Here is an 18,732-nt window from a genome sequence, read left to right as displayed (position 1 = left end):
CTTCAATATAGTTAAATTCGTTTAAACCGCAGCCGCACCGGCGACGATTTCGGAGAGTTCTTTGGTAATCGCAGCTTGGCGGGTCTTGTTGTAGATCAGCTTCAATTCGCCGATCACACTACCCGCGTTGTCGCTTGCAGCTTTCATCGCGACCATCCGTGCCGATTGCTCGGACGCCAGATTCTCCGCGACTGCCTGGTACACCAGCGCTTCTACATAGCGCTCCAGCAATTCGTCGATGATGCTTTGTGCATCCGGCTCGTAGATGTAATCCCACGAGTGTGCGCTCTTGTCGGCGACCATCTTGTCGGCCGTCAACGGCAGCAACTGTTCGACCACTGGTTCCTGCTTCATCGTGTTGATGAATTTGGTGTAGCACAGGTACACTGCGTCGAGCTTGCCAGCCTGGAACTCTTCGAGCATGACCTTGACAGGTCCGATCAATTTATCCAGGTGGGGCGTATCACCAGTTTGAATGGCAGAAGCGACGATCTTGACGCCGATGCGATTCAAAAAACCCAAACCCTTGTTACCGATGGCAACTGCTTCAACCCGGTTGCCAGCTGCTTCCAGCTCGCGCGACTTCGACGTCACCTGGCGCAGGATGTTGGTATTCATGCCGCCGCACAGACCCTTGTCGGTCGTGACAACGATGAAACCCACTGCCTTCGCTTGCGTACCCTGGGCAGCTGCCAGGAACGGGTGCGTGTATTCCGGATTGGCGGTCGCCAGATTGGCGGCGATATTCCGAATCTTGTCACTGTAGGGACGGGCGGCCCGCATCCGGTCTTGCGCCTTGCGCATTTTGGACGCGGCGACCATTTCCATCGCCTTGGTGATCTTCTTCGTATTCTCTACGCTCTTGATCTTGCCTCGTATCTCTTTGCTTGATGCCATGAGTCCTTACTCCTTCTGCGCGTAGGGCGGCGCCTCACTCAAAGGTGGGCGCCGCCTGGCCGCTTAATATGCGCCGGATTTCTTGAAATCAGCAATGGCCGCCGACAGAGTTGCTTCGCTGTCTTTGTCGAGTTGCTTGGTTTCTTCGATCTTGGCCAGCAGAGCAGCTTGCTTGGTCTTCATGTAAGCGTGGACACCAGCTTCGAACGACAGCACTTGCTTGACTGGCACGTCGTCCATGAAGCCTTTGTTCACCGAGAACAGCGATACGGCCATCAGCGAGATCGACAGTGGCGAGTACTGGGCTTGCTTCAGCAATTCCGTTACGCGGGCACCACGGTCCAGCTGCTTGCGGGTCGATTCATCCAGGTCCGAAGCGAACTGCGCAAACGCGGCCAGTTCACGGTACTGCGCCAAGTCGGTACGGATACCGCCGGACAGGTTTTTGATGACCTTGGTCTGGGCGGCGCCACCGACGCGCGATACGGAAATACCGGCGTTAATGGCAGGACGGATACCGGCGTTGAACAGCGAGGTTTCCAGGAAGATCTGACCGTCGGTAATCGAAATCACGTTGGTTGGAACGAATGCGGACACGTCGCCAGCTTGCGTTTCAATGATCGGCAGGGCCGTCAGGGAACCGGTCTTGCCTTTGACGGCGCCGTCGGTGAACTTCTCGACGTAGTCGGCGTTCACGCGTGCTGCGCGTTCCAGCAGGCGGCTGTGCAGGTAGAACACGTCGCCTGGGTACGCTTCGCGACCTGGTGGACGGCGCAGCAGCAGCGAGATTTGACGGTATGCAACAGCTTGTTTGGACAGATCATCGTAGACGATCAGTGCATCTTCACCGCGGTCACGGAAGTATTCGCCCATGGCGCAACCGGAGTACGGCGAGATGTATTGCATGGCGGCCGATTCCGACGCGGAAGCGGCGACAACGATGGTGTATTCCATCGCGCCGTGCTGTTCCAGCGAGCGCACGATGTTCTTGATCGACGAGGCTTTTTGGCCAATCGCGACGTAGATACACTTCATGCCCTGGCCTTTTTGATTGATGATCGCATCAATCGCCACGGCCGACTTGCCGGTTTGACGGTCGCCGATGATCAGTTCGCGCTGGCCGCGGCCAACTGGAACCATCGCATCGATCGACTTCAGGCCGGTTTGCATCGGTTGCGACACGGATTCACGGGCGATCACGCCCGGGGCGATTTTTTCAATCGCGGCCGTCAGTTTGGTGTCGATGGCGCCTTTGCCGTCGATCGGCTGGCCCAGCGCGTTGACAACGCGGCCGAGCAGCTCAGGACCGACTGGCACTTCCAGAATGCGGCCGGTGCATTTCACCGTGTCGCCTTCGGAGATGTGCTCGTAGGCACCCAGAATGACGGAACCGACGGAGTCGCGTTCCAGATTCATTGCCAGGCCAAACGTGTTGCCTGGGAATTCCAGCATCTCGCCTTGCATCACGTCCGACAAACCGTGGATGCGGCAGATACCGTCGGCAACGGAGATAACCGTGCCTTGATTACGCACTTCAGCGCCGCCGTCAAGACCTTGGATCCGGCTCTTGATCAACTCGCTGATTTCAGATGGGTTGAGTTGCATACTAACTCCTAAAAGTGTTTCTCTCAGCTTGCGCGAGGGGTAAGGGTCTGTCTAAGCTGGCCTGCCGAAGCGCGTGTCTTACGACACCAGTGCAGCGTGCAGTTGCTGCAGCTTGGCGCGCACCGAGGTGTCGAGCACTTGGTCGCCAACAACCACGCGCACGCCGCCGAGCAGCGATGGATCCACTGTGACGGCAGGGTTGAGCTTACGACTGAATTTCTTTTCCAGCGTTGCGACCAGCTCGGCCGTTTGGCCTTCGCTCAGATCGAAAGCGCTCGTGATCTCGGCGTCAGCCGCACCTTCCAGGCCATTTTTCAAGGCATGGAATTGCGCGCCGATTTCCGGCAGCAGGCTGATGCGGCCATTTTCGATCAACATGGTGACGAAGTTTTTCACTTCCTCATTGAGCGGCGATTTCAACAACGACAGGATGGTGGCGGCGACGTCGCTTTCCGAAACTTTCGGATTGCGCGCGTACGCCTGTACCTCGGGGTGGCTACCGATCTGTGCCAGTTCGGACACCAGTTCGGACCACGCCGCGAGGTTGCTTGACTCCTTACCAGCTTGGGCTACGCGGAACAAAGCTTCCGCGTAGGGACGGGCGACGGTTGCGAGTTCTGCCATGATTACAGCTCGACAGCAAGACGCTGCAACATTTCGGCGTGAGCCGTTGGGTTTACTTCACGCTTCAAGATCTGCTCGGCACCCTTGACAGCCAGGTCAGCCACCTGAGCGCGCAATTGTTCGCGTGCTTTCGACAGTTGCTGTTCGGCGTCCGACTGGGCTTGCGCAATGATACGCGCAGCTTCAGCTTGAGCATTTTGCTTGATCTCTTCAGCAACCAGCTGCGCGCGCTTTTCAGCGTCCGCAACGCGTTGCGAAGCTTCTTCACGTGCACTGTTCAATGCCTCTTGCGCACGCTTTTCAGCGACAGCCATCGAAGCTTGACCTTGATCGGCCGCAGCCAATCCATCCGCGATTCGTTTGGCACGCTCATCCAGCGCATTGTTCAACGCTGGAAATACGAACTTCATCGAGAACCAGACCAACACCGCGAAGGTGATCATCTGGCCGATGAGCGACATATTGATGTCCATACCTTTGCTCCTAACTAAAAGTTTCTCCTAGGGTTGGAGCGAATTACTGAGCAACAGCCGTCAGAGCGGACAGGAACGGGTTAGCGAACGTGTACAGCAGAGCAACACCAACGCCGATCATCGAGATAGCATCCAGCAGACCAGCGATAACGAACAGTTTGGTTTGCAGTTGTGGCATCAGTTCTGGTTGACGTGCCGACGCTTCCAGGAATTTGCCACCCAAGATAGCGAAGCCCAGAGCGGTGCCGATTGCGGCCAGGCCGATGATGATTGCTGCTGCCAGAACGGTCATGCTTTGTACTTGTGCGATCAGAGCTTGCATAAAATTCTCCTAAATTTAAAAACGAAAGATACTAAAAAAACAAAATATAAAGTTAATGATTAATGTTTCTCAACCGCGAGGCTCAGATACACAACCGTCAACGCCATAAACACAAAAGCTTGCAAAGTTACAATCAAGATATGGAAAATTGCCCATGGACCACCCAACGCCCACTGTGCCCACCAAGGCAACAACGCGATCAAGATGAAAATCAGTTCGCCGGCATACATATTGCCGAACAGTCGCAGCGACAGGGAGATCAGTTTCGCAACCAACTCAACCATTTGCAGCAGGAAATTGACAGGTGCCAGGGCGATCGTGCCGATCAGGCCGCTCGCATGGAACGGTGCCGTAAACAGTTCCTTGATCCAGCCGCCCAGGCCCTTGGCCTTGATCGAGAAGGCGATCACGCACAGCACGACCGACAGCGACATGGCGAAGGTGTGGTTGACGTCGGCGGTCGGCACGGCACGCAGTTTATGCACGCCAAACCAGCTCAAAATCTTCGGCAACAGGTCAACCGGCAGGAAGTCCATCGCGTTCAGCAACCAGACCCACACAAAAATAGTGATGGCCAGCGGCGCGATGACCTTGCTTTTCGCGTGGAAGGCCCCATTAATAGTGTCATTGACGATTTCCATGACCATTTCGACGAAGTTTTGCAACTTGCCAGGCACGCCGGCAGTGGCACGACGCGAAGCCATGTAGAAAACACCCAGGAAAACAAAGCCCAGAATGGCCGAAATCCAGAACGTGTCCAGATTGATGGTACCTTCGGCATTGCGTAGGTGAGCCAGATGGTGGCTGATGTATTCTGTGGCGTTGGCCGGGGCAGCATGGCCCGCTTCAATAGCGTGTTCTGTGGTCATAATGAATTTAGATTTGTCGTTTCAGAGCACAACAGGCCCCAAAACCAATGATTAAACAGCGAGCAATGAAAACCAGTATGCTAAGGTTGCCACCGCGAAACCCAAGATCAGCCATAACCAGGCGGCCGACTGAAACAACACCAGTGCCAAGATAAAGAGCACCGCTGTGATAAATATTTTCACCACTTCTGCGCGCAAATGCGCCCGGAATGCCTTGTTGGCGTCGCTAGAACCGCGAACCACCAACATGGCATACACCAGGCTACCGATGACTGCGATAGCGCCGCCGTATGCGGCGGACCAGCCTCTCACACTGCCACCGAAAAACAGGGTGACCGTGGCAAAACTGATAGCGATTGCTAGCTGCAAAGCAACTACTTTGTAGACTGGTTTGGCAATATTTTGTTGTAAATCACTCAATTGCCAGGTTCCCAGAAAAATCTACACACGCAAAGACACGGGATTATAGTTGGCTTTGATCTATAGAGTCAAACGTTGCTGCACCGCAGCAGGGCAATTGCTGCGCGAAACTGACGCTTTACCGACTATTCGCCGCCATTTGCACCACTATATGGCAAAGTCGCTTGCCGGGCCGCTTCCAGCCGTGTTATCAAGGAATTATGCACTGCGCCCGGAAAGCGTTGGCAGCTTGTCCACGGCAGTGGGCAGTCGCGTTGTCCGTGCCGTTTCCCGCGACTTTGCCAACTTGCTATTTAACCACGCAAGCGCGTCAACAATCCATCGAGCACGTCAAGATCGGCAAAATCGATCACCAATTGGCCGCGGCCTTTATTGCCCATCTTGAAAACCACCGGCGTGGCCAGGGCGTCGGACAGCTCTTCTTCCAGGCGCGCGATATCGCCCGATTTTTCCTTGTGCCGCGGTTCGACCGGATTGGCCGCTTCCTCGACGGTGCGCGTCACCAGCTTTTCCGTCTCGCGCACGGACAGGCGCTTGGCCACCACCTGGTTCGCCAGGGTGATCTGGCTGGCCGCGTCGACGGCCAGCAGCGCGCGCGCGTGCCCCATGTCGATATCGCCGGCCATCAGCATGGTCTGCACGGGACTGGCCAGGTTCATCAGGCGCAACAGGTTGGAGACAGCGCTGCGCGAGCGTCCCAGCGCAGTGGCCGCTTGCTCATGCGTAAAACTGAAGTCGGCGATCAGGCGGTGGATGCCCTGCGCCTCTTCCAGGGGATTGAGGTCTTCGCGCTGGATGTTCTCGATCAGCGCCATGGCGGCGGCGGCCAGGTCATCCACGTCGCGCACCAGCACCGGCACTTCCGTCAGGCCCGCCAGTTGCGAGGCGCGGAAACGGCGCTCGCCGGCGATGATTTCATATTTGACAAGTCCGCTCAAGGTGTCCTGCCCGATCGGGCGCACCAGGATCGGCTGCATCAGCCCCTGCGCCTTGATCGATGCGGCCAGTTCGTTCAGGGCTCCCTCGTCCATGCGCGTGCGCGGCTGGTATTTGCCGGCTTGCATTTGTGACACGGGCAAGTTCGACGGTTGATGCGTTTCCGGACTGGCGAAGTCGCTGCCGCCGCCCAGGAGGGCATCGAGTCCGCGACCCAGTCCTTTTAATTTTTTCGTAGCCATGCTGTCCTAATAATCTTATCTATATTGCTATTTGCCTTGAAGCCAACGGCAAGTGCTGGGGGCGGACCCGGCGGGTCTGACCCCGGGCTTGTTTACATATGCTTGATGCGCTCGACCATCTCGGCGCCGAAGGCGATGTAGGCCTGGGCCCCTTTCGAGCTGGGGTCGAAGGTCACGCCGGGCAGGCCGTACGATGGCGCTTCGGCCAGGCGCACGTTGCGCGGGATGATGGTATTGAACACCTTGTCGCCGAAGTGCTGCTCCAGCTGCGCCGACACTTGTTGCGATAATGTCATGCGTGGATCGAACATCACGCGCAACAGGCCGATGATCTTCAAATCCGGGTTCAGGTTGGCATGCACCTTCTTGATGGTGTTGACCAGGTCGGACAAGCCTTCCAGGGCGTAGTACTCGCACTGCATCGGGATGATCACGCCATGCGCGGCGCACAGGCCGTTCAGGGTCAGCATCGATAATGCCGGTGGGCAATCCACGAGGATGAAGTCATATTCGGCATCGACTTCGGCCAGCGCATCCTTCAGGCGGCGTTCGCGGTTATCCAGTTCGACCATCTCCACTTCCGCGCCGGCCAGCTCGCGGTTCGACGGCAGGACATCGAAGCGCCCCGCCTCCGAACGCTGGCGTGCCGTTTTGACATCGGACTCGCCCAGCATCACTTCATAGGTCGACGCCTTCAGGCCGGCCTTGTTGATGCCGGCGCCCATGGTCGCATTGCCCTGCGGGTCGAGGTCGACCAGCAGCACGCGCTGGTTCAACTTGGCCAGACCGGCGGAGAGGTTGACGCTTGTTGTGGTTTTACCAACACCACCCTTTTGATTTGCTACACAAAAAATTTTGGCCATGTATCTTCTAGTTGTAAATAGGTGCAAACTTCGTCGTGCGCCCCGGCATCCCGCCGAAACGATTTATACTGTTTATTTCATTTATACGATATAAATCGTTTATACGGTTTATATGATTTATACCGTATAAACCATTTATATGATTTATATCGTTTAATTTCCAGGCGTTTAAACTCTTGCTATAAAGACCAGATGACGCTCTGCATTTAGCCCTGGCACCGCGATTGCGCGTAGCTCCGTAACTCGCCATTCCGCTGGCAGTCGCTCGCGCTCGTCTGGCGGCGCCACGCCCTTCAAGGCGATGAATTGACCGCCCTCTTCCAGCACGTGGCCCGACCAGTTGACGAAGTCGGACAGGTCGGCGAAGGCGCGCGAGGTGATCACGTCGAATTTCTGCTGCACTTCCAGCTGTTCCACCCGTTTCGTGTACACGGTGACGTTGCTCAAACCCAGCTCGGCCTTCACCTGCGTCAGGAATGCCGTCTTCTTATGCACCGTGTCGATCATCGACACCTTCACATCGGGCCGCGCGATGGCCAGAACCATGCCCGGCAAGCCGCCGCCGGCCCCCACGTCGAGCACGTTTTTCGCCTCAGCGAAGGCCGGCACGGCCGCCAGTGAATCGAGCACATGCAGGGTCAGCATCTGCAGGGGATCGCGCACCGACGTCAGGTTGTACACGCTATTCCATTTGGCCAGCAAGGCCAGGTAATCGAGCAGTTTTTCCGTCTGATCCGCGCTCAGCTCAAGCTCCAGCGCGGCAATGCCTTCATTCAAAGTCTGGGCAAGTAGCGCCCGGTCAAACTGCTTCATTCAACAACCTCATCCTTTAAAGTGGTGGTCTGCGCGGCACCGAAGCCGCGCTTTTTCAGGTGGACCAGCAGCAGCGAAATCGCCGCCGGCGTCACGCCGGAAATGCGCGATGCCTGGCCCAGGGTTTGCGGACGCTGCTTGTCGAGTTTTTGCCGCACTTCGACCGACAGCGCACCGATGTCCAGATAATTGAAACCTTCCGGCAAGCCCAGGTTTTCATAGTGTTCATGGCGTTCGATTTCCTTGCTCTGGCGCTCGATGTAGCCTGCGTATTTGAGCTGGATTTCCACCTGTTCGCGCACGGCCGCGTCTTCCACGCCGGGGCCGGCCAGGGCCTGGCCTTCCATGCCCGTCATGCTCATCAGGGTGTCATACGCAACATTCGGACGACGCAGCAAGTCCGCCAGCGAGTATTCGCGCTCGATGGCCTGGCCAACGATGCGTTCCGACTCGGCGGCCGCCAGGATGCGCGGATTGACCCACGTGGAACGCAGGCGCTCCAGTTCCAGCGCCACCGCTTCGCGCTTGGTCTCGAAGGCTTGCCACTGGGCGTCGCCCACGCAGCCCAGGGCGCGGCCGATTTCCGTCAGGCGCATGTCGGCGTTGTCTTCGCGCAGGCTCAAACGGTACTCGGCGCGGCTGGTAAACATGCGGTACGGCTCCTGCACGCCCTGCGTGATCAGATCGTCGACCAGCACGCCCAGGTAGGCCTCGGAGCGGCCCGGTACCCAGGCGTCCTTGTCCTGCGTCAGCAAGGCCGCATTCAGGCCCGCCAGCATGCCTTGCGCGGCCGCTTCCTCGTAGCCCGTGGTGCCGTTGATCTGGCCGGCAAAGAACAGGCCCGCCACGGCCTTCGTTTCCAGCGAGGCTTTCAAGCCGCGCGGGTCGAAATAGTCGTATTCGATGGCATAGCCGGGGCGCAGGATGTGGGCGTTTTCCATGCCCTTCATCGACTGCACCAGGGCGATCTGCACGTCGAACGGCAGGCTGGTGGAGATGCCGTTCGGATAGAATTCGTGCGTCGTCAAGCCTTCCGGCTCAAGGAAGATCTGGTGCGATTCCTTGCCCGAGAAGCGGTGGATCTTGTCTTCGATCGAGGGGCAATAGCGGGGGCCGACGCCTTCGATCACGCCCGTGTACATGGGGCTGCGGTCCAGGCCGGCGCGGATGATGTCGTGCGTCTGCGCGTTCGTGTGCGTGACCCAGCATGGCACCTGGCGCGGGTGCATGGCCGTGTTGCCCATGACGGAAAACACGGGCACGGGATCGAGGTCGCCCGGCTGTTCCTGCATCACGGAAAAGTCGATCGTGCGGCCATCGATGCGCGGCGGCGTGCCCGTTTTCAGGCGGCCCTGCGGCAGTTTCAGCTCTTTCAGGCGGGCCGACAGGGAGATCGCGGGCGGGTCGCCGGCGCGGCCGGCAGAGTAGTTGTTCAGGCCCACGTGGATCTTGCCGTCAAGGAAGGTTCCGGCCGTCAACACCACGGCGCGTGCCAGGAACTTCAGGCCGATCTGCGTCACGGCGCCAACGACGCGGTCGCCTTCGACAATCAAGTCATCGACGGCTTGCTGGAACAGCCACAGGTTCGGCTGGTTTTCCAGGCGCGTGCGGATGGCGGCTTTATACAGGATGCGGTCGGCCTGGGCGCGCGTGGCCCGCACTGCCGGGCCTTTCGAGGAATTCAGGATGCGAAACTGGATGCCGGACTCGTCGGTGGCAATCGCCATCGCGCCGCCCATGGCATCGACTTCCTTGACCAGGTGGCCCTTGCCGATGCCACCGATGGAAGGATTGCACGACATCTGGCCCAGTGTCTCAATATTATGCGTGAGCAAAAGCGTCTTCTGCCCCATGCGGGCGGAAGCGAGGGCCGCCTCGGTACCGGCGTGACCACCACCGACAACGATGACGTCGAATTCTGTAGGAAATAACATGATAAATAGGTAACAGTGCAAGTAAAAATGCGGGAAGAGAGCTCCGATTATAGAGTCTTTTTGCGGGCGCAACCTTCCGCAGGCCATTTTTTGCTTAATTTTTACTCAGCAAGGGCATGGTGGCCACCGTTTCTGTTTCACGTGGAACACGCAACGCGGCATGCAGAGGGCTACGGCAGCGTGAAATGTTTGCTACAATTGCCGCATCGTCCGCATCCGTGGCCACGCCAGTGGCCGTCGGGACGACCATCCAGGAGGACGGCCTCCCCCATCATGGGAACACACCGGGACGGCCCGCTCTGTATAAGGAGCCGCCATGGCCTGGATACTGTTACTCATTGCCGGCATGCTTGAAGTCGTGTGGGCATACTCGATGAAACTCTCCGAGGGTTTCACCCGCCTCACCCCCTCCGTCGTCACCGTGGTCATGATGATCGCCAGTTTCGGCTTGCTGTCGCTGGCCATGCGCACCCTGCCCCTGGGCACGGCGTACACCATCTGGACGGGCATCGGTGCCGTCGGCGCCTTCATCGTCGGCGTCGTCTTTCTGGGCGAACAGCTTAATGCCCTGCGCGTGTGCGCCGCCGTCCTCATCGTCAGTGGCATCGTGCTGATGAAACTGTCGTCCAGCCACTGAGGGGGATCGCCATGTTCCTCGACAACTATTTTCCCGTGCTGCTGTTCATCCTCATCGGCATCCTGGTTGGCATCGTGCCCATGCTGCTGGGGCGCGTGCTGGGTCCGCACAAACCCGACCCGCAGAAACTGTCGCAGTACGAATGCGGCTTCCAAGCGTTTGGCGATGCGCGCATGCAGTTCGACATCCGTTTCTACCTGGTGGCCATCCTCTTCATCCTGTTCGACATCGAGGTCATCTTCCTGATGCCGTGGGCGGCCAACGTCAATGCGCTGGGACTGGTCGGCTTCTGGGCCGTCATGGGTTTCCTGGGCGTACTGGCCATCGGCCTGGTCTATGAATGGAAACGCGGCGCGCTGGAGTGGGAATGAGCAAGCTGCTGTTGCTCAACCTGCTGATGGGTGCCGGACTGGCCTATGCGGCCGTGCGCGAGCATCGGCAAGATGCGCGCACGTTCCGCGTGCTGGCGACCGTCTCCAGCCTGTCGCTGCTCGTGAGCCTGGGGTTGGCAAGCCAGCTGCAAGACTAAACGGTTCCACGTGAAACAGGCGCGGCGCGGGAAAGCGGAGTAAGCTTGGCTTCTGTCCTTGCCGCCAGGAGTCTGCATGCCCGCCTTCCAGTTCCGCACCGTGCCGCATCTGATCGTCGAAGCGGGCGCCGCCGCCCAGCTGGGCGCGCACATCGCCCATCACTTCCCCACCGTCCGCCGCGCCCTGCTCGTCACTGACGCAGGGTTTCTGCGCACGGGACTGGCCGATGCCCCTCTGCACAGCTTGCGCACGGCGGGCATCGACACCCATGTTTTTTCTGACGTGCAAGCCGATCCGCCCGACGCCATCGTGCTGGCCGGCGTGGCGATGGCGCAAATGTTTCACGTGGAACTGGTGATCGGCCTCGGTGGCGGCAGCTCGCTGGACGTGGCCAAGCTGATTGCCGTGCTGGCACCCGGCCACCAGGAACTGGCGCAGCTGTATGGCATCGGCAATGTCCACGGCCAGCGCCTGCCGCTGGTGCAATTGCCGACCACGGCGGGCACGGGCTCGGAAGTCACGCAGATCGCCATCGTCACGACGGGCGCCACCACCAAGATGGGCGTGGTGGCACCGCAGCTGTATGCGGACCTGGTCATCCTCGACGCCAGCCTGACCCTGGGTTTGCCGCCGGCCGTCACGGCTGCCACCGGCATCGACGCCATGGTGCACGCGATCGAGGCGTACACCAGCCGCCTGCAAAAGAATCCGCTGTCGGACATGCTGGCCAGCCAGGCGTTGACGCTGCTGTCCGCCAACCTCGTCACCGCCTGCCACGATGGACAGGACCTGGCCGCGCGCCAGGCCATGCTGCTGGGCGCCATGCTGGCTGGCCAGGCCTTTGCCAACGCACCCGTGGCGGCCGTGCATGCCCTCGCCTATCCCATCGGCGGCCTGTTCCACGTGCCACATGGCTTGTCGAATGCGCTGGTGCTGCCGCACGTGCTGCGGTTCAATGTGTCCCACGCGGCGCCCCTGTACGCGCAACTGGCCGCCATCCTCCGCCCCGGCATCACGGGCAGCGAGGAAGCGCGGGCTAACGCCCTCATCGATGCCATGCAGGACATCGCGGCCGCCACCGGCATCGCCCGCACGCTGCGCGAGGTGGGTATCGCGGCCAGCGACCTGGACCGGCTGGCCGACGAAGCCATGCTGCAAACGCGCTTGCTGGGGAACAATCCACGGCCTGTGACGCGCGACGATGCGCGCGCCATCTATGCGGCGGCACTGTGAGCCAGCAAACGGAATGAGCCAAGCCCACCTGCTACACTGCCGCCATGACGCCTCCCGATATTCCCATCCATCCTGACAGCACGCGCTTTCCGCACGGCGCCTGCGCCGGCTGCCACGACAGCGCACCGCTGGCCTTTGCCTTCGAGTATGCGTATCAGCCCATCGTCGATCTGGCTACGCGCAGCATCTACGCGCATGAGGCACTGGTGCGCGGCCCGCGTGGCGAAAGCGCCGCCAGCGTGCTGGCGCAAGTCAACGACGAGAACCGCTACCGCTTCGACCAAGCGTGCCGGGTCAAGGCCGTGGCCGGTGCCGCCAGGCTGGGCATGCAGGGCTATCTGTCGATCAACTTCCTGCCCAACGCCGTCTATCGTCCCGAAGTGTGCATCCGCAGCACCCTGGAAGCGGCCACGCGGCACAGCTTCCCCACCGATAAAATCATCTTTGAAGTAACGGAAGGCGAACGGGTGCAGGACCGCCCCCACCTGGTGGATATTTTCCGCGCCTACCGCCGCTTCGGCTTCCAGACGGCCATCGACGATTTCGGCGCCGGCTATGCGGGCTTGAACCTGCTGGCCGAATACCAGCCCGACATCGTCAAGATCGACATGGACCTGGTGCGCAATATCGATCATTCTCCGGCGCGCCAGACCATCGTGCGCGCCGTCACCGGCATGTGCAAGGAACTGGGCATCCGCGTGCTGGCCGAAGGCATCGAGACGCGCGCCGAGCGCGACTTCCTTGCCAGCTGCGGCATATCCCTGATGCAGGGCTACTGGTTTTCCCCGCCCGTGTTCCAGGGCCTGGGGCAAATCCCCGAAGCCGCCTGGGCATAAAAAACGGCCACGTGAAACGTGGCCGCGTGTTCCACAGGCCATGCTGCCTAGTTGGGAATGTCCACCACCGTGCCCGTCACATTGATGGCATTGCCAGCAGCCGGCGCCGCCGCGATCGGCGGCACGTTGAGATTCGTGATCAGGGTCGTGGCGTCGGGGCGCGTGAGCGTGCGCACCACCTGCGATGGGGGCAGCGCCTGCTTGGCGTTCAGATGCGCATACATGGCATCGAGCGCCCGGTTCAGGTACACGTGCAGCGGCACGATTAACGTCGGCAAGGCGCTGCTGAAGGAATCGAAGTGATTGGCGTTCGTCACCTCGATATAGCGCAGCTTGCTGTTCGCCCCCTCCACCGATGCATTCAAGCCCACATACGCGCGCGAGGCGTGATTCACGGGAATCAGGGTGTCGCTGCGGCCATGCACAAGGATGGCTGGCTTGCCGTTCAGCTTGGCCGTCGCCTGTACCTCGGCCACGCCAGCGCGCACGCGCGCGCTTTGCGTGGCCAGGGTGCCGCGCAGGACGGCGCCGGTGACGGCATCCTGCCCCGTCGCCAGGCTGCGCAGGCACAGGAAACCATCGAGCGACTGGTCCGCCAGACTGGTCGACGGCGACACCCCCGCCGTGTACGCCTTGGCGCCACCCACGCTGTCTTCATACACGACATTGCCAAGGATGCCGTTTTGCGCGGCAAAGCTGGCCGCCTTTTGCGCCGGCGTAAACGCAATCGGATTGGCGGCCACGTCCGTCTGTGCAAAGGTAAAACCGCAGACCTTGTCCGTCACGGAAAATTTGCCGTAGGCATACGCATACGTGACGGCCACCAAGATGTTGGTGCCCGCGTGCGCCGCCTGCAGGGGATCGGAATCGGGCAGCCAGCCATACGCCTGCAAGCGCCGCTTCGCGTCCGCCTGCTGCGACGCCAGGTCGGCGCCGTTCAACAAGCCTTTGGCAGCCAGCGCCGTGCAGCGTCCCGCATTGCCGGCCACGGAGGCGATGCACGGCTGGTACAGGGCCGCATAGGTGGCGTAGTCGAACAGCGCGCGCCCCGGCGCATTCACCACCACCCCGCCCTGGCGCACGCTGTAGGCTGTCGATGGCGCCGGCTGCGCCTGCGGCTCGCTGGCGGCCACGCCGCTGATCAAGCCCTTCGCATCCTGCTCCGCCGCCAGCAGGGCCGAGCCGGCGCCGTTGGAAATGCTCGAAGCGATCGTGATGGTGTTCTGCGGCGTCAAACGCACGATGTGCGAACTGCCGTCGCGGGCCAGCACGCCATAGCGTTCGTTCAAGACATAATATGCCATCTCGATGGCTTGCAAGGTGACCTTGCCCCAATCCTTCTCCGGATTCTGCTGCGAATGCGCATGCTTGAAAGCGAGACGGTTCGGGTAGGCGGCGGCGAAGGCCAGCCGATCCGCGTCGCCCAGGTCCGGCGCGAAGAGCGCGTTCTTGCCGGCGGCGACCCTGCCTGCCCGCACGCCATTTTGCAGGTTGACGCTGTCGTCCTCGAACACATACAGGCCCGTGCCCGAGCCCTTGTCCGCATACGCCACGGCGCAGCCTTTCTTCAGGCCCCACTCGCCCGAGCTGCCGATGGCGCCGTAGATACCGCGCGAACCGCTCGACGTGCCCGTGACGATGCAGGCGCGGTCCGGGTCGAAGCTGGCCGGCACCTGCACCATCAAGGTGACGTTTTTCCTGCCCGTGCCATCGTCCGCATAGGCGATGTATTCGCTGCCGGCGATCAAGCCCTCGCCCGCGCCCACATTGCCATTGGCATCCACGTTCGGTCCGTACAGGGTGCCGTAGCCGCTGTTGGCGGCAATGTCGAGCACGGCGCGGTAATTGGCGTGGATGGCATTGCGGCGCAGTTCGGCAGGCGTCGGCTGCTCCCCGTTGGCATACGCGGGGGTGGCCCCCGCCAGGCCCGTCTTGCCCAGCCCGGCCGTCAGCAAGTCATTGCTCTTGCCATCGTAGTCGGCGCGCGTGATGGCGCCCAGGTAGGCAGGCAGCTGGTTCAGTTCTTCCGGCGCATGGTTGCTGCCGCAGGCCGTCAATGCCAGCAAGGTGCACAGGCTCGCGCCGGCGCGCGTGATCGTCGTTTGCATGGTGGTTCTCTCCGTTGAGGACACAGTGGACGCACAATGAAAAACGCCGGACGTGCAGTCCGGCGTTGCTACAACATCAGACAGCGGCCTTGGCCGCCCTGCCGCCGAAACGGGCGAGCGCTTCACCGACGATGCCGCGCCGGAACATCAGCACGCAGATGACGAAGATGATGCCGGTGACGATGCCCACCGATTCGCCCAACGTCCCGAACCACTCGACGCCCGTGTGCGCGGCCAGGTAAGTACCAAAATCGCCCAGCTTGTTTTCCAGCGCAATGATCAGCACGGCGCCGATGATGGGACCGGCCAGGGTCCCCATGCCGCCCACCAGAGTCATCAGCACGACCAGGCCCGACATGCCCCAGTACACGTCCGTCAGGGTTTCAAAGCCCAGCACCAGGGTCTTGGTGGCGCCGGCCAGCGCGGCCAGCGACGCCGACAGCACGATGGCCATCAGCTTGTACTTGTTGACGTCGTAGCCGAGCGAGATGGCGCGCGGTTCATTTTCCTTGATGGCCTTGAGCACCTGGCCGAACGGCGAATGGATGGTGCGCACGATCAGGGCAAAGCCTGCGACAAAAATGGCCAGCACGACGTAATACAGCACCGTGTCATTGGCCAGGTCGACCATGCCCAGCAAGGTTCCACGTGGAACACCCTGCAAGCCATCCTCGCCGCCCGTGAACGGCAGCCGCAAGGCGAGGAAGTACACCATCTGCGCCAGCGCCAGGGTGATCATCGTAAAGTAAATGCCCTGGCGGCGAATGGCCAGGCCGCCCATCACCAGGCCCAACAGGGCACCGGTGGCGACGCCGGCCAGCAAGCCCAGTTCCGTCGGCCAGCCCCAGGTGCGCAGCGCGTAGCCGGTGACATAGCCGGCGCCGCCAAAAAACGCCGCATGACCGAAGGACAGCAGGCCCGTATAGCCGATCAGTAAATTGAAGGCGCAGGCAAACAGGGCAAAGCACAGCAACTTCATCAGGAAGACGGGATAGCCGTAAAACGGGGCGGCCAGTGCCAGCAGCAAGGCAATGGCGTAGCCTACATTCTTATTCATCGTGGTAGCTCCAATACATGACTGATGAGGATTACTTTTCTTTGCCGAACAGGCCGGCGGGACGCAGCAGCAGCACGATGACCATCACCACGAACACCACGGTGGCCGAGCCTTCCGGGTAGAACACGCGGGTTAGGCCCTCGATCACGCCCAGCGCCAGGCCCGTCAGGATGGAGCCCATGATGGACCCCATGCCGCCGATCACCACCACGGCGAAGACGACGATGATCAGGTTCGAACCCATCAGCGGCGAGACCTGGATGATGGGCGCGGCCAGCACGCCGGCGAAGCCGGCCAGCGCCACGCCGAAGCCGAAGGTCAGGGTCACCATCAGCGGCACGTTGATGCCGAACGCCTCCACCAGTTTCGGATTTTCCGTGCCGGCCCGCAGGTAGGCGCCCAGCTTGGTTTTCTCGATGACGAACCAGGTTGCCAGGCAGACGGACAGCGAGGCGATGACGACCCAGGCGCGGTAGTTCGGCAGGATCATGAAGCCCAGGTCGGTGGCGCCGGCCAGTGCTTCGGGCACGGCGTACGGCTGGCCCGAGACGCCATAGAAGGAACGGAACACGCCTTCCATGATCAGGGTGATGCCAAAAGTCAGCAGCAAGCCATACAGGTGGTCAAGCTTGTACAACCAGCGCAGCATGGTCTTTTCAATGAGGATGCCGACCAGGCCCACGAGGATGGGGGCAATGACCAGCATGGCCCAGTAATTGATGTCGAAATAGCTGAGGCCCATCCAGGCCAGGAAGGCGCCCATCATGTACATGGCGCCGTGCGAGAAATTAATGACGTTGAGCAAGCCGAAGATGACGGCCAGACCGAGGGACAACATGGCATAGAACGAGCCGTTGACGAGACCCAGCAGCAGCTGGCTCATCATCGCTTGTAATGGAACGCCGAAAATTTCCATGGCATCACAGTATAAAAAGCACCGCCAGGCGACGGTGTGGTATCAAGGGAAACACGCCGCCGCAACCGGGTGCGGCGGCGCAAGGCGAACCCTGCGAGCGAAGCGTGCAGGACAGAGTGCCCGCGCCGCGGCGGGCCATCTGAAGATGTTGCTACAGCGTTACTTCCACAGCGAACACTTCGATTCAGCCTTGGTCACGTACGCTTGCGCGCCCGGCACGGTGGCCACCACCTTGTAGTAATCCCATGGGTATTTCGACTCGGACGGTTTTTTCACTTCCATCAGGTACATGTCGTGCACCATGCGCCCATCGGGACGCACTTCGCCATTCTTGGTGAACATGTCGTTGATCTTGGTCTTCTTCAGATACGCCATGACTTTCTCCGTATCATCCGTGCCCAGCGCCTTGACGGCTTTCAGGTAGTTCGCCGCCGCCGAATAGTCGGCCGCCTGCAGCATCGACGGTTCCTTCTTCATCTTGTCAAAGTAACGCTTCGACCAGGCCCGCGTTTCCGGATTCAAGTCCCAGTACCAGCCGTCCGTCAGGTACATGCCCTGCGTCAGGTTCAGGCCCAGCGAATGGATGTCATTGATGAAGATCAGCAAGCCAGCCAGCTTCATGGATTTCGTCAGGCCGAATTCATTGGCCGCCTTGATGCTGTTGATGGCGTCGCCACCGGCATTGGCCAGGCCCAGGATTTGCGGTTTTGCCGCTTGCGCCTGCAGCAGGAAAGAGGAAAAGTCCGAGGCGCCCAGCGGATGCTTGACACTGCCCAGCACCTTGCCGCCCGCCGCCTTGACGACTTCGGCCGTGTCTTTTTCCAGCGAGTGGCCGAACGCGTAGTCGGCCGTCATGAAATACCAGTTCTTGCCGCCCTGCTTGACGATGGTGCCGCCCGTGCCGCGCGCCAGCGCCACCGTGTCATAGGCGTAATGCACGGTGTACGGCGTGCACTCTTCATTTGTCAGGCGCGAAGAACCGGCGCCGATGGCAATGAAGATCTTTTTCTTTTCCGCCGCCACCTTGGCCATGGCCAGGCTGGCGCCGGAATTGGTGCCGCCGATCAGCATGTCGACGCCCTGCTGGTCGAACCATTCGCGCGCTTTCGAGGCGGCGATGTCGGCCTTGTTCTGGTGGTCGGCGGAAATGAATTCCACCTTCTTGCCGGCAATGACCACGCCGGCATCGGCGATCGCCATCTTGATGGCTTCCGCGCCCCCCAGGCCGTCGACGTCGGAATACACGCCGGACATGTCGGAAATAAAGCCAATCTTGATGGTGTCGCCCGAAACCTGGGCGTGCGCGGCAGCGGAAAAGCCCAGTGCGCAGAGGGTGGCGGTGGCAATGGCGATAGCGTTACGTTTCATAGAGTCTCCGTTGGGATTATTGTTTGCTATTTAAACGATTGCTCGACGA

The 18,732-nt window shown here is 60.5% G+C and carries 20 protein-coding genes; 5 read left to right on the top strand and 15 right to left on the bottom strand.

Annotated elements, in window-relative coordinates; translation table 11 throughout:
* Positions 1-21: 21 nt before the first annotated feature.
* The 11 genes from atpG to mnmG form a co-directional block, all read right to left on the bottom strand.
* Positions 22-897 carry a F0F1 ATP synthase subunit gamma gene (atpG, locus tag ACZ92H_RS10990; RefSeq protein WP_071325905.1) on the bottom strand — a complete coding sequence of 292 codons (876 nt, stop codon included), beginning with the start codon at positions 895-897 and terminating at the stop codon, positions 22-24.
* 63 nt (positions 898-960) lie between these two features.
* The gene (atpA, locus tag ACZ92H_RS10985; RefSeq protein WP_077398373.1) at positions 961-2,502 is read right to left on the bottom strand and encodes a F0F1 ATP synthase subunit alpha; all 1,542 of its coding nucleotides are present in this window, start codon (positions 2,500-2,502) and stop codon (positions 961-963) included.
* A gap of 78 nt (positions 2,503-2,580) precedes the next feature.
* Complete coding sequence (locus ACZ92H_RS10980) at positions 2,581-3,126, bottom strand: F0F1 ATP synthase subunit delta (protein WP_034752699.1); 546 nt, start codon at positions 3,124-3,126, stop codon at positions 2,581-2,583.
* A 2-nt stretch (positions 3,127-3,128) separates the two neighbouring features.
* Complete coding sequence (locus ACZ92H_RS10975) at positions 3,129-3,599, bottom strand: F0F1 ATP synthase subunit B (protein WP_071325906.1); 471 nt, start codon at positions 3,597-3,599, stop codon at positions 3,129-3,131.
* A 43-nt stretch (positions 3,600-3,642) separates the two neighbouring features.
* Complete coding sequence (gene atpE / locus ACZ92H_RS10970; protein WP_034752695.1) at positions 3,643-3,921, bottom strand: F0F1 ATP synthase subunit C; 279 nt, start codon at positions 3,919-3,921, stop codon at positions 3,643-3,645.
* A gap of 59 nt (positions 3,922-3,980) precedes the next feature.
* Positions 3,981-4,790: a F0F1 ATP synthase subunit A gene (gene atpB / locus ACZ92H_RS10965; RefSeq protein ID WP_071325907.1), complete on the bottom strand. Its 810-nt coding sequence runs from the start codon at positions 4,788-4,790 to the stop codon at positions 3,981-3,983.
* 51 nt (positions 4,791-4,841) lie between these two features.
* Entirely contained in the window at positions 4,842-5,210 is a 369-nt protein-coding gene (locus tag ACZ92H_RS10960) for an ATP synthase subunit I (RefSeq protein WP_131374820.1), read from the bottom strand.
* Between the two features lie 293 nt (positions 5,211-5,503).
* Complete coding sequence (locus ACZ92H_RS10955) at positions 5,504-6,388, bottom strand: ParB/RepB/Spo0J family partition protein (RefSeq protein WP_465049359.1); 885 nt, start codon at positions 6,386-6,388, stop codon at positions 5,504-5,506.
* A gap of 92 nt (positions 6,389-6,480) precedes the next feature.
* Positions 6,481-7,251, bottom strand: a complete 771-nt coding sequence (locus ACZ92H_RS10950) for a ParA family protein (protein WP_131374824.1) — start codon at positions 7,249-7,251, stop codon at positions 6,481-6,483.
* Between the two features lie 168 nt (positions 7,252-7,419).
* Entirely contained in the window at positions 7,420-8,064 is a 645-nt protein-coding gene (gene rsmG / locus ACZ92H_RS10945) for a 16S rRNA (guanine(527)-N(7))-methyltransferase RsmG (protein ID WP_131374826.1), read from the bottom strand.
* Positions 8,061-9,998 (bottom strand): tRNA uridine-5-carboxymethylaminomethyl(34) synthesis enzyme MnmG, encoded by a 1,938-nt coding sequence (gene mnmG / locus ACZ92H_RS10940; RefSeq protein WP_465049358.1) that lies wholly within the window; start codon positions 9,996-9,998, stop codon positions 8,061-8,063. The genes rsmG and mnmG overlap by 4 nt, the downstream gene beginning before the upstream one ends.
* A 316-nt stretch (positions 9,999-10,314) precedes the next feature.
* Here mnmG and ACZ92H_RS10935 point away from each other — a divergent pair, with 316 nt between their 5' ends.
* From ACZ92H_RS10935 to ACZ92H_RS10915, 5 genes are all read left to right on the top strand, one after another.
* Positions 10,315-10,635, top strand: coding sequence for a DMT family transporter (locus ACZ92H_RS10935; RefSeq protein ID WP_465049357.1), 321 nt, complete (start codon positions 10,315-10,317; stop codon positions 10,633-10,635).
* Between the two features lie 11 nt (positions 10,636-10,646).
* A complete protein-coding gene (locus ACZ92H_RS10930; protein WP_465049356.1) occupies positions 10,647-11,006 on the top strand; it encodes an NADH-quinone oxidoreductase subunit A in 360 nt (119 codons plus the stop codon).
* Positions 11,003-11,164, top strand: a complete 162-nt coding sequence (locus ACZ92H_RS10925) for a hypothetical protein (protein ID WP_465049355.1) — start codon at positions 11,003-11,005, stop codon at positions 11,162-11,164. The genes ACZ92H_RS10930 and ACZ92H_RS10925 overlap by 4 nt, the downstream gene beginning before the upstream one ends.
* A 76-nt stretch (positions 11,165-11,240) precedes the next feature.
* The gene (locus tag ACZ92H_RS10920; RefSeq protein WP_465049354.1) at positions 11,241-12,398 is read left to right on the top strand and encodes an iron-containing alcohol dehydrogenase; all 1,158 of its coding nucleotides are present in this window, start codon (positions 11,241-11,243) and stop codon (positions 12,396-12,398) included.
* A gap of 44 nt (positions 12,399-12,442) precedes the next feature.
* Positions 12,443-13,234 carry an EAL domain-containing protein gene (locus tag ACZ92H_RS10915; RefSeq protein WP_131374835.1) on the top strand — a complete coding sequence of 264 codons (792 nt, stop codon included), beginning with the start codon at positions 12,443-12,445 and terminating at the stop codon, positions 13,232-13,234.
* A 47-nt stretch (positions 13,235-13,281) separates the two neighbouring features.
* On the opposite strand, the gene ACZ92H_RS10910 is transcribed toward ACZ92H_RS10915, so the two are convergent.
* From ACZ92H_RS10910 to ACZ92H_RS10895, 4 genes are all read right to left on the bottom strand, one after another.
* Entirely contained in the window at positions 13,282-15,342 is a 2,061-nt protein-coding gene (locus tag ACZ92H_RS10910; protein WP_465049352.1) for a 3-hydroxybutyrate oligomer hydrolase family protein, read from the bottom strand.
* Positions 15,343-15,418: 76 nt separating this feature from the next.
* A complete protein-coding gene (locus tag ACZ92H_RS10905; protein ID WP_465049351.1) occupies positions 15,419-16,399 on the bottom strand; it encodes a branched-chain amino acid ABC transporter permease in 981 nt (326 codons plus the stop codon).
* Positions 16,400-16,430: 31 nt separating this feature from the next.
* Positions 16,431-17,315 carry a branched-chain amino acid ABC transporter permease gene (locus ACZ92H_RS10900; RefSeq protein ID WP_092798935.1) on the bottom strand — a complete coding sequence of 295 codons (885 nt, stop codon included), beginning with the start codon at positions 17,313-17,315 and terminating at the stop codon, positions 16,431-16,433.
* 159 nt (positions 17,316-17,474) lie between these two features.
* Entirely contained in the window at positions 17,475-18,683 is a 1,209-nt protein-coding gene (locus ACZ92H_RS10895; protein WP_131374841.1) for an ABC transporter substrate-binding protein, read from the bottom strand.
* Between the last annotated feature and the right edge of the window lie 49 nt (positions 18,684-18,732).

The organism is Janthinobacterium foliorum, assembly GCF_978021625.1.
Note: the sequence above shows the minus strand (reverse complement) of the source record. Positions and strands in the feature narration are given on the sequence as shown.

Excerpts from the sequence above, each read along its gene's own strand:
- atpG (WP_071325905.1), bottom strand. The coding sequence starts at position 897 with ATGGCATCAAGCAAAGAGATACGAGGCAAGATCAAGAGCGTAGAGAAT.
- atpA (WP_077398373.1), bottom strand. The coding sequence starts at position 2,502 with ATGCAACTCAACCCATCTGAAATCAGCGAGTTGATCAAGAGCCGGATC.
- ACZ92H_RS10980 (WP_034752699.1), bottom strand. The coding sequence starts at position 3,126 with ATGGCAGAACTCGCAACCGTCGCCCGTCCCTACGCGGAAGCTTTGTTC.
- ACZ92H_RS10975 (WP_071325906.1), bottom strand. The coding sequence starts at position 3,599 with ATGGACATCAATATGTCGCTCATCGGCCAGATGATCACCTTCGCGGTG.
- atpE (WP_034752695.1), bottom strand. The coding sequence starts at position 3,921 with ATGCAAGCTCTGATCGCACAAGTACAAAGCATGACCGTTCTGGCAGCA.
- atpB (WP_071325907.1), bottom strand. The coding sequence starts at position 4,790 with ATGACCACAGAACACGCTATTGAAGCGGGCCATGCTGCCCCGGCCAAC.
- ACZ92H_RS10955 (WP_465049359.1), bottom strand. The coding sequence starts at position 6,388 with ATGGCTACGAAAAAATTAAAAGGACTGGGTCGCGGACTCGATGCCCTC.
- ACZ92H_RS10950 (WP_131374824.1), bottom strand. The coding sequence starts at position 7,251 with ATGGCCAAAATTTTTTGTGTAGCAAATCAAAAGGGTGGTGTTGGTAAA.
- rsmG (WP_131374826.1), bottom strand. The coding sequence starts at position 8,064 with ATGAAGCAGTTTGACCGGGCGCTACTTGCCCAGACTTTGAATGAAGGC.
- mnmG (WP_465049358.1), bottom strand. The coding sequence starts at position 9,998 with ATGTTATTTCCTACAGAATTCGACGTCATCGTTGTCGGTGGTGGTCAC.
- ACZ92H_RS10935 (WP_465049357.1), top strand. The coding sequence starts at position 10,315 with ATGGCCTGGATACTGTTACTCATTGCCGGCATGCTTGAAGTCGTGTGG.
- ACZ92H_RS10930 (WP_465049356.1), top strand. The coding sequence starts at position 10,647 with ATGTTCCTCGACAACTATTTTCCCGTGCTGCTGTTCATCCTCATCGGC.
- ACZ92H_RS10925 (WP_465049355.1), top strand. The coding sequence starts at position 11,003 with ATGAGCAAGCTGCTGTTGCTCAACCTGCTGATGGGTGCCGGACTGGCC.
- ACZ92H_RS10920 (WP_465049354.1), top strand. The coding sequence starts at position 11,241 with ATGCCCGCCTTCCAGTTCCGCACCGTGCCGCATCTGATCGTCGAAGCG.
- ACZ92H_RS10915 (WP_131374835.1), top strand. The coding sequence starts at position 12,443 with ATGACGCCTCCCGATATTCCCATCCATCCTGACAGCACGCGCTTTCCG.
- ACZ92H_RS10910 (WP_465049352.1), bottom strand. The coding sequence starts at position 15,342 with ATGCAAACGACGATCACGCGCGCCGGCGCGAGCCTGTGCACCTTGCTG.
- ACZ92H_RS10905 (WP_465049351.1), bottom strand. The coding sequence starts at position 16,399 with ATGAATAAGAATGTAGGCTACGCCATTGCCTTGCTGCTGGCACTGGCC.
- ACZ92H_RS10900 (WP_092798935.1), bottom strand. The coding sequence starts at position 17,315 with ATGGAAATTTTCGGCGTTCCATTACAAGCGATGATGAGCCAGCTGCTG.
- ACZ92H_RS10895 (WP_131374841.1), bottom strand. The coding sequence starts at position 18,683 with ATGAAACGTAACGCTATCGCCATTGCCACCGCCACCCTCTGCGCACTG.